Raw genomic sequence first — 16,249 nt, forward strand, 5'->3', positions numbered from 1 at the left:
GTTGTTAACCCCAACGGCAAAAGAGCCGGGGTCGGACCCTGAGGGTCCGACCCCGGGGTTTGCTTCTGGGGTTACATAAACAGTATTTGGCAGCTCTCAGTAGTATGTTTTGGCCGGGTGACGACACCCGGCCTTTTTTATTCCAAAGTGGCTTGCACGCTGGCGATGCCGATCTGCGCGCTGCCTTCGGCCAGGCGCACGTTGACGTTCTGGCGCGCCTGCAGCTGCGCCGGCGAGCGCACGATGTTTCCCTTTTCGTCGCACAAAATCGCGTAGCCGCGTTCCAGCGTGCGCTGGGGATTCAACAGTTCCAGTTGCGCCGCCAGGCCGTCGAGGCGGTGGCGCCGCTGCGTCACCAGCTGCGCCATGGCCGCGCCGCCGCGCCGCTGCATTTCCACCAGGCGGGCGCGTGGCGCCGTGACGTCGGGCCGCAAGGCCGCCCAGCGGTTGCGCAGGCGTTCGAGCGCGTACTGCGACTGGCTGAGGGGCGCGCGCGCCGCATGCGTCATGGCCGTGGACAGGGCCAGCAGCTGCAAGCGCTGCTGTTGCAGCTGCGCCTTCGGGTTGAGCAGGCGGCGGCTGTGGCGGTCCAGCGTCTGCGCCGCATCGTCGAGGCGGCGGCGCATGGCGCGGCGCAGGTCGGTCGCGTCGGCGCGCAGGGAGGCCAGCCAGTCGGCGCGCGGCGTGGCCGCCAGTTCGGCCGCCGCCGTCGGCGTGGCCGCGCGCAGGTCGGCCGCGAAGTCGGCGATGGTGAAATCCGTTTCGTGGCCCACGCCGCTGATCACGGGCATGGAGCAGTCGGCGATCGCATGCGCCACGCCTTCATCGTTGAATGACCATAAATCCTCGATGCTGCCGCCGCCACGGCACACCAGCAGCACGTCGCACTCGGCCCTTGTGGATGCCGTGCGGATGGCGTGCGCGATTTTTTCCGGCGCCTGCTGGCCCTGCACGGGCGTCGGATACAGGATGATGCCCACGTGCGGCGCGCGGCGCTTGAGCGCGATCAGGACGTCGCGCAGGGCGGCCGCTTGCGGGCTGGTGACGATGCCGATGCTGCGCGCGAACATGGGGATGGCGCGCTTGCGTTCCTGGTCGAACAGGCCCTGCGCCGCCAGTTTTTCTTTCAGGCGCTGGAACGCTTCATACAGGGCGCCCACGCCGGCGCGGCGGATGGCTTCCACATTGATCTGGTAATCGCCGCGCGCGCCGTACAGGGTGACGAGGGCGCGCACCTCGACCTTGTCGCCTTCGCGCGGCGTGAAGCCGGCAAACTGGGCACGGCCGCGGAACATCACGGCGCGCACCTGGGCGCCATCGTCTTTCAAGGTGAAGTACCAGTGGCCGGAGGCGGCGCGCGTGAAGTTGGAAATCTCGCCGGCGATCCAGGTCAGGGGAAACGAGCGTTCGAGCAGGCGCGCGACGGCCTGGTTCAGGGCGCTGACGGTCAGCACGGGCGGGGCGGCAAAGCCGCTGTCAGTCGGGGAGTCGTTCATCATCAGGCAAGGGGAAAGAAGCAAGCTGTCCACATATTATCGGCGAGGTCATGCTTATGTCATATATCGCGCAAAACAACAAGTTCTATTTCTAAGTATTTGATTTCATGCAGAATTCCCGTATGCCTGATTTGCGTGCACAGGGAAAAAAACCTTTAATATCAAGCACATCAGTGCAGCCCCTGTCACTTACGCACAAAGTTATCCACAGAAAGTGTGCGGAACTTTTTGCCTTGGACAATTGTTGCCGGACAGGCCCCTTTCGGTAAAAGAAAATGCCTTGCCACATTTTTGCGCACGGAAATAAAGTACATAGGAATCAAGCGCTTAGTATCGCATGCATGGCCTTGCGCACAATCTTATCCACAAAAAATGTGCAGAACTCGGAGCCGGCGCGTGAATGATCCGCTGAAACGGCCATGGCATGGCTTGCCTGAATTTTGCGCAGCATAAAAATAACCATATAAATCAAGGGTGTAGCATCAAGGTGTACGCCTTGCTCACAATCTTATCCACAGAATGTGTGCAAAACTGCATAAACCGTTTCGTGGTTTGTCCGGGTTTTCCACTGCATGCACAGGCAGCATCGCTGCCTTATTTTTAAGCATTGAAAAAAACTCCTTTTAAATCAAGGGTCTTGCATGGAGTCAATCGGCTTGCTCACAATCTTATCCACACTTTATGTGTGGAACTGCATTCTCGGTGGAAAAGTATTGTTTGACGATGGTTTTTGGCATGAAAACCTCCGTTTTTCACGCCCTGCTATATTTTTATGCAGGGAAATAAAAACGATATAAATCAAGGTACTTGGCGTCTATTCTTGCGCTTGCGCACAATCTTGTCCACAGATTGTGTGCAGAACTTTGACGCTTGCAATGCCACTTGTTTAGCTCTGCCTGCCACTTTTTTACGCATTGAATTAATATCCTTTAAAATCAATGGCTTAATTGAATTCCTCGGCTTTGCACACAATCTTGTCCACAGTAAATGTGCAGAACTCTGTAACTATTAATTTATTGACATTGACTACTGTCGATAAGCTGCTATGCCTGTATTTTGCGCAGCATGATAATTGTCATGTAAATCAATGACTTGCGTTCTTGACTTCATGCTTGCTCACAATCTTATCCACACAAAGTGTGCAAAACTGTGCGCTGGCCGCGCCCGCTCGCCGCGCGGTGTGGACAAGTACGCATGCAAGCGCCACTTGCCGCCGGCGCGGCAACGCGCTACATTGCGCCATTCCTGCGCGGACGTACCATCGGTCTTCGGCGCTCGGTACAATACAGGCTGTTCGGATAATTCACCGCCTTCCCTTTACCAGGAGTTTCTTTTGCTCGCTATATTTCAAGCCGCCGGCTGGCCCATCTGGCTGTTGTTGATCGCTTCCATCGTCGCCCTGGCCCTGATCGTCGAGCGCCTGCTGTATTTGCGACGCGCCAAGATCCTGCCCCGCAAGCTGTTCGATGAAGTGGTACAGGTGTATCGCAGCGGCAAGATTACGCCGGACACGGTGGCCAAGCTGGAAGACAATTCGCCGCTGGGCGTGGTGCTGGCCGCCGCCCTGCGCAACGTCGACGCGCCGCGCGAGGTGATGAAGGAATCGATCGAAGAGGCGGGCAGCGGCGTGGCCCACACGCTGGAACGTTTCCTGACGACCCTGGGCACCATCGCCACCCTGGCGCCGTTGATGGGCCTGTTCGGCACGGTGATCGGCATGATCGAGATTTTTGCTTCACCGGGCGCCACCGCGTCGAACTCGGCGCTGTCGCACGGTATTTCCGTCGCCTTGTATAACACAGCGTTTGGCCTGGCCATCGCCATGCCGGCCCTGATCTTCTACCGCCATTTCCGCGCCCTCGTCGACAGCTTCGTTATTGACATGGAGCAGCAAGCGGTCAAGTTCGTCGATATCGTCCACAGTGGCCGCCAATGAACTTCCGCAAAGGCAAGGGGCGGGAAGACCCCGAAATCAACCTGATCCCGTTCATCGACGTATTGCTGGTGATCCTGATTTTCCTGATGGTCAGTACCACCTACAGCAAGTTTACGGAGCTGCAGATCACCTTGCCGACGGCCGACGCCGAGCAAGCCAAGGACAAGCCGCAGCAGATCGACGTCACCATCGATGCCAAGGGTAACTACACGGTCAACCGCGAACCCGTCTCGTTCCGCGACGTGGCCGGCCTGGCCGATGCCCTGCAAAACGCGGCCAAGGCGGCCAACGGCGGCAAGGCGCCCGCGCAGACGCCCGTGGTGGTGGTCAACGCCGACCAGTTCGCGATGCACCAGATGGTCGTCCACGTGATGGAAGCGGCGCGCCTGGCCGGCTATGAAAAGCTGACGTTTGCGGCGCAAGCCGGTGGCAGCAAGTAGGTCGGCTTAGCCGGAACGGCGTAAGCCGACAAAGCCGCAGCCGAGCATGTCGGATTACGCTGCGCCTGACGGCGCAGCTAATCCGACCTACACTATTTTTACGTCTTCCTTCATGCCCACTTCCTCCCCCGCCAAACTTGAAACCACATTGACCCGTGCCTGGCTGACGCGCGGCCCGCTGGCGTGCGCGCTGTGGCCCGTCTCGCTGCTGTTCGGCGCCCTGAGCGCCGTGCGGCGCGGCCTGTACCGCGCAAACATCCTGAAATCGGCGCGCCTGCCCGTGCCCGTCGTCGTCGTCGGCAACATCTTTATCGGCGGCACGGGCAAGACGCCGCTGACGATCTGGCTGGTGCAAGCCTTGCGCGATGCGGGCATGCGCCCGGGCGTCATTTCGCGCGGCCATGGCAGCGCCGACCGGCTGCCGCGCGCCGTCACCGCCACCTCCACGCCGCGGCAGGTGGGCGACGAGCCGCTGCTGATCTTCCAGCGCGGCGGCTGCCCCGTGATGGTGGGGCGCGACCGCGCGCAAGCGGGCAGGGCGCTGCTGGCCGCGCATCCGGACGTCGACGTGCTGGTCACGGATGACGGCTTGCAGCATTACGCCTTGCAGCGCGACGTGGAAATCGTGCTGTTCGACGGCCGCGGCGCGGGCAACGGCTGGCTGCTGCCGGCGGGACCTTTGCGCGAATCGCCGCGCCGCCGGCGCGATGTGACGGTGATCAATGCGCCCGCGCTGGCGCCGGATCTCGTGGCCAGGGTCGCGCCACAGGGCTCTCTGGTGGTGCAGATGCTGCTGGCCGGTGGCGTGGCCGAACGCATGGCGAACCGCGGCGAAAGCATGCCGCTTGAAACCCTGGCGGCCAGCGGCCAGCGCATCGTGGCGGCGGCCGGCATCGGCAATCCGCAGCGTTTCTTTGCCATGCTGCGCGGGGCCGGATTGGACTTCACGGAGCTGCCGCTGCCCGACCATCACGACTTTCTCGACCAGCCATTTGCTGCACTCGACACGGATGTGATCTTGATCACCGAGAAGGATGCAGTAAAATGTGCGCAAATTGAACATCTCAAAGATGACCCGAGACTGTGGGTCGTCCCCGTCAGTGCGCGCATCGATAGCGCGCTGGCCCAACAAATTGTGGAGAAATGTCGTGGACGCTCGACTGCTTGATATCCTGGTCTGCCCTGTTTGCAAGGGTCCGCTTGAACACGATAAGAAGGCGCAGGAACTGATTTGCCGCGCCGACCGCCTGGCCTATCCGATCCGCGATGGCATCCCCATCATGTGGGCGGACGAAGCGCGCACCCTGCAAGACGCAGTGGAATAACGATGGCGTTCATCGTCATCATCCCGGCCCGTCTGGCCTCGACGCGCCTGCCGGGCAAGCCGCTGGCCGACCTGGGCGGCAAGCCCATGGTGGTGCGCGTGGCCGAGCAGGCAGCCCTGTCTGGCGCCGCGCGCGTCATCGTCGCCACCGACCATGACGCCATCCGCGATGCCTGCGCCGCGCATGGCGTGGAAGTGTGCATGACGCGCAGCGATCATCCGTCGGGCACGGACCGCATCGCCGAAGTGGCGCGCACGCTCGCTTTGCCGCCGGACGCCGTCGTCGTCAACCTGCAGGGCGACGAACCCCTGATCGATCCGTCCCTGCTGGCCGCCTGCGCGGCACAGATCAGCAGTACCGTTCCCATGGCCACGTGTGCGCATCCGCTGCACGATGTGCTTGAGGCCTTCAACCCGAATGTCGTCAAGGTGGTGCTGGACAAGAATGGCCGCGCCTTGTATTTTTCGCGCGCCACGATTCCGTGGCACCGCGACGGCTTCGCGCAGTCGAAAGACAGCTTGCCGGCCGGCTACGTGCCGCTGCGCCATATCGGCCTGTATGCGTACAGCAATGCGTTTTTGCAAACGTATCCCACGCTCTCCGCTTCGCCGCTGGAGGCGATCGAGGCGCTGGAGCAGTTGCGCGTGCTGTGGCATGGCTATGCCATCGCCGTGCACGTCACGGACTCGGCGCCGGCCGCCGGCGTCGACACGCCGGAAGATCTTGCCAGGGTACAGTCCCACTACGGCGCCCTGTAGGCATTACCCGCAAAACGGCAGGCGTGCAAATATAATTTGTGCGCCTGCAGTAAAAACCACATTTTGAAACGTCCGTCTCGCTAATTGCTGGCTTTGATCAATCAGGGCATAGCAATTCGATAGCAAACTGGCGCTCCGGGGATTTTTTGTGGTAAGTTTCGTAGGGAAAGATAGCCATAGCAACATCATCTAAAAAAAATAATTACACATACCACCATCCAAAATCTGTTTTTTAGGAACTTTCAATGCGTCTGATACTTTTAGGAGCACCCGGTGCCGGCAAGGGCACCCAAGCTAACTTCATCAAAGAAAAATACAACATTCCACAAATCTCCACGGGCGACATGCTGCGCGCGGCGATCAAGGAAGGCACGGAACTGGGCCTGGCAGCGAAAAAAGTCATGGATGCGGGCGGCCTCGTGTCGGACGACATCATGATCGGCCTGGTCAAGAACCGCCTGCAGGAAGCCGATTGCGCCAATGGCTACCTGTTCGACGGCTTTCCGCGCACCATCGCGCAAGCGGACGCCATGAAAGATGCCGGCATCAATGTCGACTACGTACTGGAAATCGACGTGCCTGACGCTTCGATCATCGAGCGCATGGACGGCCGCCGCAGCCACCCGGGTTCGGGCCGTGTCTACCACGTCAAGTTCAATCCACCGAAGGTCGACGGCGTCGATGACATCACGGGCGAACCGCTGATCCAGCGCGACGACGACAAGGCGGAAACCGTCAAGAAGCGCCTGGATGTGTACCACAACCAGACCAAGGTCTTGCTCGGTTACTACAATGACTGGGCCAAGTCCGGCCTGCCGGGCGCGCCGAAATACCGCCGCATCGCCGGCGTCGGTCCGGTCGAGCAAATCCGCGACAGCGCCTTTGCCGCCCTGGCGGAATAAGCAGTTTTTAAAAGCGGACCTGAGTGTCCGCTTTTTTTCTGCCCGCTTTTCAGGCAGACTGCCAGCATGGCTGGATGCATAACGTTTTCGTGGTTCAGGTTTTTTGCAGGTCGTGTTTTCCTGGCTGCGCGTGCCTACCCGGTGCGGTCTGCAGCTGTTGGCAATGACGTCGGATAAAAACAGAAGGGGACGATATGGCAGCCAGTTTGTGGTTTGCGGTAGCCTGCGGCGTGGTCGCAGTCATTTACGGTTTGGTGTCGCGTAGCTGGATCCTGCGCCAGGATCCCGGCAATGCGCGCATGCAGGAAATCGCCCTGGCCATCCAGCAGGGCGCGGCCGCCTACCTGGCGCGCCAGTACCGCACCATCGCCATCGTCGGCGTGGTGCTGCTGATCGCCATCTATGCGCTGCTTGGCCTGCATACGGCGCTGGGCTTTTTGATCGGCGCCGTGCTCTCGGGCGCCTGCGGCTTCATCGGCATGAATGTCTCGGTGCGGGCCAATGTGCGCACGGCGCAGGCGGCCACCCTGGGCATCAACCAGGCCTTGAACGTGGCTTTCAAGGGCGGCGCGATCACCGGCATGCTGGTGGTCGGACTGGGCCTGCTGGGCGTGACCCTGTTCTACTGGCTGCTGGTGACGACGGGCGCGCCCGGCCTGACCCAGCATGACCTGATCAAGCCGCTGATCGGCCTGGCCTTCGGCGCCTCGCTCATTTCCATCTTCGCGCGGCTGGGCGGCGGCATCTTTACCAAGGGCGCCGACGTGGGCGCGGACCTGGTGGGCAAGGTCGAGGCGGGCATCCCCGAGGACGACCCGCGCAATCCTGCCGTCATCGCCGACAACGTGGGCGACAACGTGGGCGACTGCGCCGGCATGGCGGCCGACCTGTTCGAAACCTATGTCGTGACCCTGATCGCCACCATGCTGCTGGGCGCGCTGCTGATGGCAGAGGCCAGCAGCACGGCCATCATCTATCCGCTGCTGCTGGGCGCCGTTTCCATCCTCGCGTCCATCGTCGGCTGCTCGATGGTGAAAACCAAGCCAGGCGCGAAGATCATGTCGGCCCTGTACACGGGCCTGTGGTGGGCCGCCGGGCTGTCGCTGGTGGGCTTTGCCGTGGTGACGTGGCTGCTGTGGCCGGACGACGCCATGCGCTACAAGATGCTGGGCGCCACCGTCGTCGGCATCGTGCTCACGGGCCTGATGGTGTACATCACCGAGTACTACACGGGCACGGATTTCAAGCCCGTGCGCCACATCGCCGAAGCGTCGACGACGGGCCACGGCACGAATATCATCGCTGGCCTGGGCGTGTCGATGAAGTCCACCGCGTATCCGGTGCTGGCCGTCTGCGTCGCCATCCTCGTCTCGTATCAATTGGCCGGTCTGTACGGCATTGCGATCGCCGCCACGGCCATGCTGTCGATGGCGGGCATCATCGTCGCGCTCGATGCGTATGGCCCCATCACCGATAACGCGGGCGGCATCGCGGAAATGTCGGGCCTGCCCGACTCCGTGCGCGCCATCACCGACCCTTTGGATGCCGTCGGCAACACCACCAAGGCCGTCACCAAGGGCTACGCCATCGGTTCGGCCGGGCTGGCCGCGCTGGTGCTGTTTGCCGACTACACGCATGCGCTCGAATCCGTGGGCCAGCACATCACGTTCGACCTGTCGAACCCCATGGTCATCGTCGGCCTGTTCATCGGCGGCCTGATACCGTATCTGTTCGGCGCCATGGCGATGGAAGCCGTGGGCCGCGCGGCCGGTGCCGTGGTGGTGGAAGTGCGCCGGCAGTTCCGCGACATCAAGGGCATCATGGAAGGCACGGCGCGGCCCGAATACGACAAGGCCGTCGACATGCTGACGGCGTCGGCCATCCGCGAAATGATCGTGCCGTCCCTGTTGCCGGTGGTGGTGCCCATCGTCGTCGGCATGCTGCTGGGGCCGGCGGCGCTGGGTGGCCTCTTGATGGGAACCATCGTCACGGGCCTGTTCGTGGCCATTTCCATGACCACGGGCGGCGGCGCCTGGGACAATGCGAAGAAATACATCGAGGATGGCCACTTCGGCGGCAAGGGTTCCGACGCGCACAAGGCGGCCGTCACGGGTGACACGGTGGGCGACCCGTACAAGGATACGGCCGGTCCGGCCGTGAACCCCTTGATCAAGATCATCAATATCGTGGCCCTGCTGCTGGTGCCGCTGCTGCCGGCCACGGGCTGGCTGGCGGTCAAGGCGCCGGCGCCCATCCACGCGCCCGTGCCGCCCATCCTGGCGCCGGCGACACCCGTGCAAAGCTTGCCCGCGCAATAAGAGGGTGCGGTTCCTGCAGCCCCGTGGCCCGTGCCGCGGGGCTGTTTGCATTGTGTCAAATGAAACTTTCCTGCTGTCCATATCCTCGGCGTATCAAAGGTGAGCAATTGTTACGGCGCCTTTGCTTGTGCCGGCCCGCTGTCAATAATGGAATGAGCGTCACAGTTGGGCAGGCAAGGCGGGAGGATGTCATGGACAGCATCAGCAGGAAGGGCGGCGCGCTGGCGGCGCTCTTGGTATTGGCGGTCACGGCGGGAGTGGCTCAGGCGGCGCCGGGCCGGCATGGCGGCTTTCACGGCGGCCACGGCCACTTCCATGGTCGTTCGCACGTGGGCGTCTGGGTGGGATATCCCTGGTGGTATGGCTATCCTTATCCGTATGGACGCACGGTGGTCGTGCAGGCGCCGCCCGTCGTGCCTCCCGTTTACATCGAGCAGGGCGGCGAGCCGACGGCGCAGATGTGGTACTACTGCGCGAGACCGCAGGGCTACTATCCCTATGTGAAAAATTGCAGTACGGCATGGCGTGCCGTGCTGCCGACCAGCGTGCGCTGACGGGGAGATGAACGTGAACACGAGAGTGTGGATGGGGCGTGCCGGCCTGTTGGCGCCCCTGTTGCTGGCCGCCTGCACGGTGCTGCCGGAAGGGCCGTCGGCCCTGGCCTTGCCCGGCACGGGCAAGAGCCTCGAGCAATTCCGCGTCGATGACGGCCGTTGCCGCGGCTATGCGCAGGCGCAGCTGGCCGGCAAGGGCGCGGCCGAGAGTTCCTCGCATGGCATGCAGCGCAGCTACGATGACTCTTATCAGCAATGCATGTATGCGAGCGGCCACAAGGTGCCCGTCGCGGGGCAGATGCTCAGCGGCGTGCCAGCGAACGCCGCCACGCCGCCGGCCGATACGCCGCCGCCCCGTTACTAGCCGCTTAGAAGCGCGAGGTCAGGCCGACGAACATGCGGCGTCCCGGCACGTAGTAGTCGACCAGGCCATCGGCCATCGGACCCTTCTTGAACAGGTTTTGCACGCCGCCGCGCACGGTCCATTGCGGTGTGACCTTGTACGACACGACGGTGTCGACGATGGTGTAGGCCTTGTCGGCCAGCTTGCCCGCATCGAGTTCCTTGCCCGTGTACTGGGCCGACACTTCGCCGAACAGCTGGTCGTTGACTTGCCAGCCCAGCGCCGAGTACCACGACAGTTTCGGCGTGGACAGCAGGTTGGCGCCCGTGGTCAGGTTTTTCGCTTCCGCCATGTAGGTGACGTTGTTACGCCAGTTCAGGTTTTTCGTCAGCGGGATGGTGGCCGTCGCTTCCAGGCCGCTGGTGCGCGCCTTCTGGATATTCGTCATCTTGGTCCACCAGCGCTGTTGGTAAAAGCCCAGCGGCGCGTAGTCGATCTTGTTCTTGAAGTCCGTGTGGAAGTACGTCAGGCCCACGTCCCAGCCATGCTGTTCCCACGCCACGCCGATTTCGCCTGCCGTGCTCGTTTCCGGTTTCAAGTCCGCATTGCCGGCCATGTAGCAGGAGCCGGTGACGTAGCCCAGCGGTTTCAGGCTGCCGCAACCGCGTCCGCCCGAGTTGGTGGCTGCCGCCGGCGAGTTTTCCTTCAGGCTCGGGGCGCGGAAGCCTTGCGAGACGCCGCCCTTGATGGTCCAGGCGGGGGCGGGGTGGTACACCAGGTACAGGCGAGGGCTGTAGTGGTTGCCGAACTTGCTGTGGTGGTCGAGGCGCAGGCCGGCCGTGGCCGTCAAGTCTTCGCGCAGGAACAGCTGATCTTCCGCAAACAGGGCCGAGGTGGTGCCGGACAAGGTCGCGCCACTCACGGTGTTGCCCAGGTAATCGGTGGGCACGGTGCCGATGGTATTCGTGTTCGTCAGTTCCTGGTGCTTCCACTGGCCACCCATCACCAGCATTTGCTCGATGCCGCCCCAGCCGAGCCGTTTTTCCAGACTGGCATCGAGCGTGCTGTCCTTGGATTTTGCTACCGTGCCGACGTCCTGGTTATCGAAGTCGTTGTGATACAGGTTGACCGTGGTCTTGCCGAAGTCCCAGCGGCCTTCGTAGCCGAGGCTGACGCTCTTGCGTATCAGCTTGCTGGCGCCCCAGCTGTAGACCAGCGGCTCGCCATCCGCATCATGCGCGCTCGAATTGCTCGCTTCCTGCCTGCCATAGCTGGCGTCCAGCGACAGGTTCTGTTTCTTGTCCAGCGCCCAGGTCAGCTGACCCGAGACAGTCTGGTTGCGTTCGCCGCCCATGGCGCCCGCTTTGTCGAAGGATTTTTCATCGGGATTCTGGCGCGTCTGGCTCACGCCCAGGCGCATGCCGACCGTGTCCGACAGGGGGCCGGCCAGGTTCAAGCCCAGCTGGTGTGCCGTGCCGCGGTCGCTGTCCTGCGGTTGCGTGTAGTTGGCCGTGGCCGAGCCGTTCCACTTGCCCGGCACCTTGCGCGTGATGATGTTGATCACGCCGCCCATGGCGTCCGAGCCGTACAGCGAGGACATGGGACCACGCACCACTTCGATGCGCTCGATCATGTCGGGCGAGATCCAGTTCAAGTCCTGGCGGCCCAGGTCGGGACGGTAAGCCGTGTCGGCCGAGCTGCCCACGCGCTTGCCATCGACCAGAATCAGAGTGTACTTGTCGGGCAAGCCGCGCAGCTTGATCTTCGACGCCTCGCCTTCGGGGCCGGTCCCGCCCGTCACGCCGGGGATGCGGCGCAGCAGGGTGTTCAGGTCATACACGGGCTGGCGCTCGATTTCCTCGCGCGTGATGACGCTGATGCTGGCCGGCGCATCCTTGATGTCGATGGCCGTGCCCGATGCGGTGACGACCACCGTGTTCATGGTGGGATCGGCGGCCACAGTGCCTTCGGCCCAGGCGCTGCTGACGGCCAGCGACAGCAGGCAGGGCAGGAGCAGGGTGGCGGAATGCATGGGGCGGACGGGACGGGCGACGGGGGCTAAGAAGGTTGCGAAGGCGGGACTGCGCTGGGTCATGGTGAACTTTCCGGATGTTGTTATTTCCTGGCTGCCTTCCGGGTGGCTCGGGTATAAATGAATGAAAAGAGAATAAACTGCGCTCGAATTCCGTTAATGAGAATAAGAATCGTTCTTATTGTAATGCCATACTGGCAAGAAGGAAAGTGCTGAAAGGAAATAAAACACTGTTGCAGCATGTGCATGGCATCTGGCGCCGTGTGTGCCAATAATGAAAGCGGTAAGATCAATGCTTGGGGAGGTGGCATGAAGACGATGATAAAAACCATACCGGCGCTGGCCTGCGCCTTGCTGTTCGCTGGCGGCCATGCCTGGGCGCAGGAGCCGGCGGCGCCGGCCGAGTCCTTGCCCGTGTGCCAGCTCGACCCGCACGACAGCGGCAAGCTGGCCGTGGAACCTTGCCGCCCGGCGCCGCCCGTGCAGCCGCGCCGTTCCGTGGCGCAGGTAATCGGCCGCATGCCCGTGCAGCGCACGGCGCCACCCGTCGTGCCCATGGCACCCCCGCCGCCCGGCCCGGCCATGCCGATGCCGCGCGCGCCGCAGCCCATCGGTGCCTGCGACACGGGCGGTTGCCGCGACGCGTCCGGCGCGCGTTACAACGGCGCGGGCAATGCCACGCTCGATGCCAACGGCCGCATCTGCCACCGCAACGGCGCTTTCATGCAGTGTTTTTAGCCTTGCCATTGGCTGCGGCTGCAAGTTTTCGCTCGGTGAGCTCAAAAATGGCTACAATTGTCGCCGACATTACGTTTACGTAAACGTAATAGCGTAATAATGGCATCGTGCATCAACCATCGGGCGCCGGGAACACGGCCCTTATCACTCAGGAGATTTCATGCAGATTCAGGACAATGTATTCATCATCACGGGCGGCGCATCGGGTTTGGGCGCCGCCACGGCGCGCATGCTGACGGCCGCTGGCGGCAAGGTCGTGCTGGCCGATGTGCAGACGGAGGCGGGCCAGGCGCTGGCCGCTGAACTGAACGGCGTGTTCGTGCAGTGCGATGTCACGTCGGAAGAAGACGGCATGGCCGTGGTGGCGGCGGCAGGCAAGCTGGGTACTCTGCGCGGCCTGGTCAACTGCGCCGGCGTGGCGCCGGCCGTGAAGACCGTGGGCAAGGATGGCCCGCATCCGCTGGCGCTGTTCCAGAAAGTCGTCAACATCAACCTGGTGGGCACCTTCAATATGTGCCGCCTGGCGGCCGATGCCATGGCGAAACAGGATGCGACGGCTGAAGGCGAGCGCGGCATCATCATCAACACGGCGTCCGTGGCGGCCTACGATGGCCAGATCGGCCAGGCGGCCTACGCTTCGTCGAAGGCGGCCGTGGTGGGACTGACCCTGCCGATGGCGCGCGACCTGTCGCGCAACGGCATCCGCGTCATGACGGTGGCGCCCGGCATCTTCGAGACGCCGATGTTGCTGGGCATGCCGGCTGAAGTGCAGGATGCGCTGGGCAAGATGGTGCCGTTCCCATCGCGCCTGGGCAAGCCCGGCGAATACGCGCAGCTGGTGAAAGCCATCGTGGAAAACGTCATGCTCAATGGCGAAACGATACGTTTGGATGGCGCGATCCGCATGCAGCCGAAATAAGCGCGGCGCGATTTGATGTAGGATACCCCCGTATGGGGCGTACAGCCTTGCTCGGCTGTGCGCCCTTTTTTTATCGGAGAATCCATGATCACATTGAAGCCGCTGGCGCTGAGCCTGACCTTGCTGGGAGCTCTGGCTGCCCATCCTTCCTTTGCCGAAGTGCCGCAAAAGGCGCCGGAAATCGCCACCGCGTATGCGGAAAAAAGTGGTTGGGCGGCGCAGAAATTCATGGTCGCCGCCGCCAATCCGCTGGCCGCCGATGCCGGCTACCAGATGCTGAAAAAAGGCGGCAGCGCCATCGACGCGGCCATCGCCACGCAGCTGGTGCTGACCCTGGTCGAACCGCAATCGTCGGGCATCGGCGGCGGCGCCTTTTTGCTGTACTCCACGGCCAAGGGCGTGCAAGCGTTCGACGGGCGCGAAACGGCGCCCGCCGCCGCCGATGAACACTTGTTCCAGAACGCTGACGGCAGCCCCGTCTCGCGCGCCACGGGCGTGGTGGGCGGGCGTTCCGTGGGCGCGCCGGGCGTGCTGCGCATGCTGGAACTGGCGCACAAGGAACACGGCAAGCTGCCGTGGGCGACCCTGTTCGGCCCCGCCATCAAACTGGCGCACGGCGGCTTTCCCGTCAGCCAGCGCCTCAACGGCCTATTGAGCTGGGACCAGGCCCTGAAGCGCGACCCCGTCGCCGCCGTGTATTTCTATGACGGCGAAGGCAAGCCCTGGCCCGTCGGCCATGTGCTGAAAAACCCGCAGCTGGCGCGCACCCTGCGCGAGATCGCCCGCGGCGGCGCCGACGCGTTTTACAGCGGCCGCATCGCGCGCGACATCGCCGCCAAGGTGGCGTCGCACCCGAGCAATCCGGGCAAGCTGACGGCGCTTGATATCGCCAACTACCGCGCCAAGGTGCGCGAGCCTGTGTGCAGTGATTACAAGGCCTGGACCGTGTGCGGCATGCCGCCGCCATCGGCGGGTGGCATCGCCATCGCGCAGATGCTGGGCATCCTGGAAGTGAAGGATATCCGTCCATATGCGCCCGTCGACGGCGTGCTCGATGCGCAGGCGATCCATTTGTTTTCGGAAGCGGGGCGCCTGGCCTACGCGGACCGCAACCGCTACGTGGCCGACACGGATTTCGTGCCGCTGCCGGGCAACGGTATCGCCTCGATGCTCGATAAAACCTACCTGGCCCAGCGCGCCTCGCTGATCGGCGACAAATCCATGGTGAAAGCCTTGCCCGGCACGCCGCCCGGCATGCAGGTGGCGTGGGGCATGGATAACGCGCTGCAGCGCCCGTCGACGTCGCACCTGGTGGCGGTGGACGCTTTTGGCGGCGGCCTGTCGATGACCACCAGCGTGGAAGACGCGTTCGGCTCGCGCCAGATGGTCGACGGCTTTTTGCTGAATAACCAGCTGACGGATTTCTCGTTCGATTCGCGCGATGCCGACGGTCCCATCGCCAACCGCGTCGAGGCGGGCAAGCGTCCGCGCAGCGCCATGTCGCCCACCCTCGTGTTCGAGAAGGGCACGCACAAGCTGGTGCTGGCGACGGGTTCGCCCGGTGGCTCGTCCATCATCAATTATGTCGCCAAGGTGCTCGTCGGCACCATGGACTGGGGCTTGAACGTGCAGCAGGCGATCATCCTGCCGAACTTCGGCAGCCGCAATGGCCCGACGGAGCTGGAAAAGGGCCGCGCGCCTGCCGCGCAAGTCGAGGCGCTGCAAGCGATGGGCCATGAGGTGCGCGTCATCGAACAGAATTCCGGCCTGCAGGGCATCATGCGCCTGAATGCGCATGGCAAGGATTTCTGGTTTGGCGGGGCTGATCCACGCCGTGAAGGCATGGTCAGAGGTGACTAATCTTTTCCACAAAGCATCAAGACCCTGCTAATCTGCCGGCATGGGAATGCAAAATAAAACAGGCTTGATACTCACGGGAGGGGGCGCCCGTGCCGCCTACCAGGTGGGCGTGCTGCAGGCGATTTCGGCGATATTGTGGGAAGCGGGCTGGGCGCCGGCGCGCAACCCGTTCGACATCATCTGCGGCACCTCGGCCGGGGCCATCAACGCCACGGCGCTGGCTTGCCGGGCCGACAATTTCGGCGAAGGCGTGCAAAAGCTGCTCGACGTGTGGCAGCATATCGAGGTCGAGCAAGTGTATCGCGCCGATTCGCTGGGCGTGATCCGTTCGGGCGCGCGCTGGCTGTCGCTGCTGTCGTTTGGCTGGCTGCTGCGCCAGTGGCATGCCTCGCCGCCCAACTCCCTGCTCGACAATACCCCGCTGGTCAGCCTGCTGCACCGCATGCTCGACCTGCCGCGCCTGGACGCGGCGCTGGCCGATGGGCTGCTGCATGCGCTGGCCGTGACGGCGTCGTCGTATTCGGGCAGCCGCCACATGACGTTTTACCAGACGGCCGCCGAGATCGCGCCGTGGGTGCGCACGCAGCGGCTGGCCTTGCAAGACCAGATCGGCGTGGAACACTTGCTT

General features: G+C 63.1%; 15 protein-coding genes. 13 read left to right on the top strand and 2 right to left on the bottom strand.

Annotated features, from left to right (window positions below; all coding sequences use genetic code 11):
- Positions 1-137: 137 nt before the first annotated feature.
- A complete protein-coding gene (xseA, locus tag K0F86_RS05360) occupies positions 138-1,499 on the bottom strand; it encodes an exodeoxyribonuclease VII large subunit (RefSeq protein WP_219133332.1) in 1,362 nt (453 codons plus the stop codon).
- Between the two features lie 1,330 nt (positions 1,500-2,829).
- Here xseA and K0F86_RS05365 point away from each other — a divergent pair.
- The 9 genes from K0F86_RS05365 (at position 2,830) to K0F86_RS05405 (ending at position 10,093) form a co-directional block, all read left to right on the top strand.
- On the top strand, positions 2,830-3,432 hold the full coding sequence (locus K0F86_RS05365) for a MotA/TolQ/ExbB proton channel family protein (RefSeq protein WP_219133334.1): 603 nt from the start codon (positions 2,830-2,832) through the stop codon (positions 3,430-3,432).
- Entirely contained in the window at positions 3,429-3,872 is a 444-nt protein-coding gene (locus K0F86_RS05370) for a biopolymer transporter ExbD (protein ID WP_071078920.1), read from the top strand. The genes K0F86_RS05365 and K0F86_RS05370 overlap by 4 nt, the downstream gene beginning before the upstream one ends.
- Positions 3,873-3,984: 112 nt before the next feature.
- Positions 3,985-5,040 (top strand): tetraacyldisaccharide 4'-kinase, encoded by a 1,056-nt coding sequence (gene lpxK / locus K0F86_RS05375; protein WP_219133336.1) that lies wholly within the window; start codon positions 3,985-3,987, stop codon positions 5,038-5,040.
- Positions 5,021-5,197: a Trm112 family protein gene (locus tag K0F86_RS05380; RefSeq protein ID WP_010395789.1), complete on the top strand. Its 177-nt coding sequence runs from the start codon at positions 5,021-5,023 to the stop codon at positions 5,195-5,197. Before lpxK ends, K0F86_RS05380 begins: the two co-directional genes overlap by 20 nt.
- Before the next feature lie 2 nt (positions 5,198-5,199).
- Positions 5,200-5,955 (top strand): 3-deoxy-manno-octulosonate cytidylyltransferase, encoded by a 756-nt coding sequence (gene kdsB, locus K0F86_RS05385; protein WP_219133337.1) that lies wholly within the window; start codon positions 5,200-5,202, stop codon positions 5,953-5,955.
- 245 nt (positions 5,956-6,200) lie between these two features.
- Positions 6,201-6,857 carry an adenylate kinase gene (gene adk / locus K0F86_RS05390; protein ID WP_071078917.1) on the top strand — a complete coding sequence of 219 codons (657 nt, stop codon included), beginning with the start codon at positions 6,201-6,203 and terminating at the stop codon, positions 6,855-6,857.
- A 194-nt stretch (positions 6,858-7,051) separates the two neighbouring features.
- A complete protein-coding gene (locus tag K0F86_RS05395; protein ID WP_219133338.1) occupies positions 7,052-9,175 on the top strand; it encodes a sodium-translocating pyrophosphatase in 2,124 nt (707 codons plus the stop codon).
- 191 nt (positions 9,176-9,366) lie between these two features.
- On the top strand, positions 9,367-9,729 hold the full coding sequence (locus K0F86_RS05400; protein ID WP_219133339.1) for a hypothetical protein: 363 nt from the start codon (positions 9,367-9,369) through the stop codon (positions 9,727-9,729).
- Between the two features lie 7 nt (positions 9,730-9,736).
- The gene (locus tag K0F86_RS05405; protein WP_374197265.1) at positions 9,737-10,093 is read left to right on the top strand and encodes a glycine zipper family protein; all 357 of its coding nucleotides are present in this window, start codon (positions 9,737-9,739) and stop codon (positions 10,091-10,093) included.
- 4 nt (positions 10,094-10,097) lie between these two features.
- On the opposite strand, the gene K0F86_RS05410 is transcribed toward K0F86_RS05405, so the two are convergent.
- Positions 10,098-12,167 carry a TonB-dependent receptor domain-containing protein gene (locus K0F86_RS05410; protein WP_219133340.1) on the bottom strand — a complete coding sequence of 690 codons (2,070 nt, stop codon included), beginning with the start codon at positions 12,165-12,167 and terminating at the stop codon, positions 10,098-10,100.
- A gap of 246 nt (positions 12,168-12,413) precedes the next feature.
- Here K0F86_RS05410 and K0F86_RS05415 point away from each other — a divergent pair, with 246 nt between their 5' ends.
- The 4 genes from K0F86_RS05415 to K0F86_RS27360 form a co-directional block, all read left to right on the top strand.
- Entirely contained in the window at positions 12,414-12,842 is a 429-nt protein-coding gene (locus K0F86_RS05415) for a hypothetical protein (protein ID WP_257571994.1), read from the top strand.
- 160 nt (positions 12,843-13,002) lie between these two features.
- Complete coding sequence (locus tag K0F86_RS05420) at positions 13,003-13,761, top strand: 3-hydroxyacyl-CoA dehydrogenase (protein WP_071078915.1); 759 nt, start codon at positions 13,003-13,005, stop codon at positions 13,759-13,761.
- A gap of 84 nt (positions 13,762-13,845) precedes the next feature.
- Positions 13,846-15,621: a gamma-glutamyltransferase gene (gene ggt, locus K0F86_RS05425; protein ID WP_219133341.1), complete on the top strand. Its 1,776-nt coding sequence runs from the start codon at positions 13,846-13,848 to the stop codon at positions 15,619-15,621.
- A 40-nt stretch (positions 15,622-15,661) separates the two neighbouring features.
- Positions 15,662-16,249 (top strand): patatin-like phospholipase family protein (locus K0F86_RS27360; RefSeq protein WP_257571995.1); only part of this gene is annotated, 588 nt, incomplete at its 3' end.

The organism is Janthinobacterium sp. UMAB-60, from assembly GCF_900095235.1.
Taxonomy (GTDB): domain Bacteria; phylum Pseudomonadota; class Gammaproteobacteria; order Burkholderiales; family Burkholderiaceae_D; genus Janthinobacterium.

Bases quoted from the DNA above. Each gene is read 5' to 3' on its own strand.
- xseA (WP_219133332.1), bottom strand. From the start codon at position 1,499: ATGATGAACGACTCCCCGACTGACAGCGGCTTTGCCGCCCCGCCCGTG.
- K0F86_RS05370 (WP_071078920.1), top strand. From the start codon at position 3,429: ATGAACTTCCGCAAAGGCAAGGGGCGGGAAGACCCCGAAATCAACCTG.
- lpxK (WP_219133336.1), top strand. From the start codon at position 3,985: ATGCCCACTTCCTCCCCCGCCAAACTTGAAACCACATTGACCCGTGCC.
- kdsB (WP_219133337.1), top strand. From the start codon at position 5,200: ATGGCGTTCATCGTCATCATCCCGGCCCGTCTGGCCTCGACGCGCCTG.
- adk (WP_071078917.1), top strand. From the start codon at position 6,201: ATGCGTCTGATACTTTTAGGAGCACCCGGTGCCGGCAAGGGCACCCAA.
- K0F86_RS05395 (WP_219133338.1), top strand. From the start codon at position 7,052: ATGGCAGCCAGTTTGTGGTTTGCGGTAGCCTGCGGCGTGGTCGCAGTC.
- K0F86_RS05400 (WP_219133339.1), top strand. From the start codon at position 9,367: ATGGACAGCATCAGCAGGAAGGGCGGCGCGCTGGCGGCGCTCTTGGTA.
- K0F86_RS05405 (WP_374197265.1), top strand. From the start codon at position 9,737: ATGAACGTGAACACGAGAGTGTGGATGGGGCGTGCCGGCCTGTTGGCG.
- K0F86_RS05410 (WP_219133340.1), bottom strand. From the start codon at position 12,167: ATGACCCAGCGCAGTCCCGCCTTCGCAACCTTCTTAGCCCCCGTCGCC.
- K0F86_RS05415 (WP_257571994.1), top strand. From the start codon at position 12,414: ATGAAGACGATGATAAAAACCATACCGGCGCTGGCCTGCGCCTTGCTG.
- K0F86_RS05420 (WP_071078915.1), top strand. From the start codon at position 13,003: ATGCAGATTCAGGACAATGTATTCATCATCACGGGCGGCGCATCGGGT.
- ggt (WP_219133341.1), top strand. From the start codon at position 13,846: ATGATCACATTGAAGCCGCTGGCGCTGAGCCTGACCTTGCTGGGAGCT.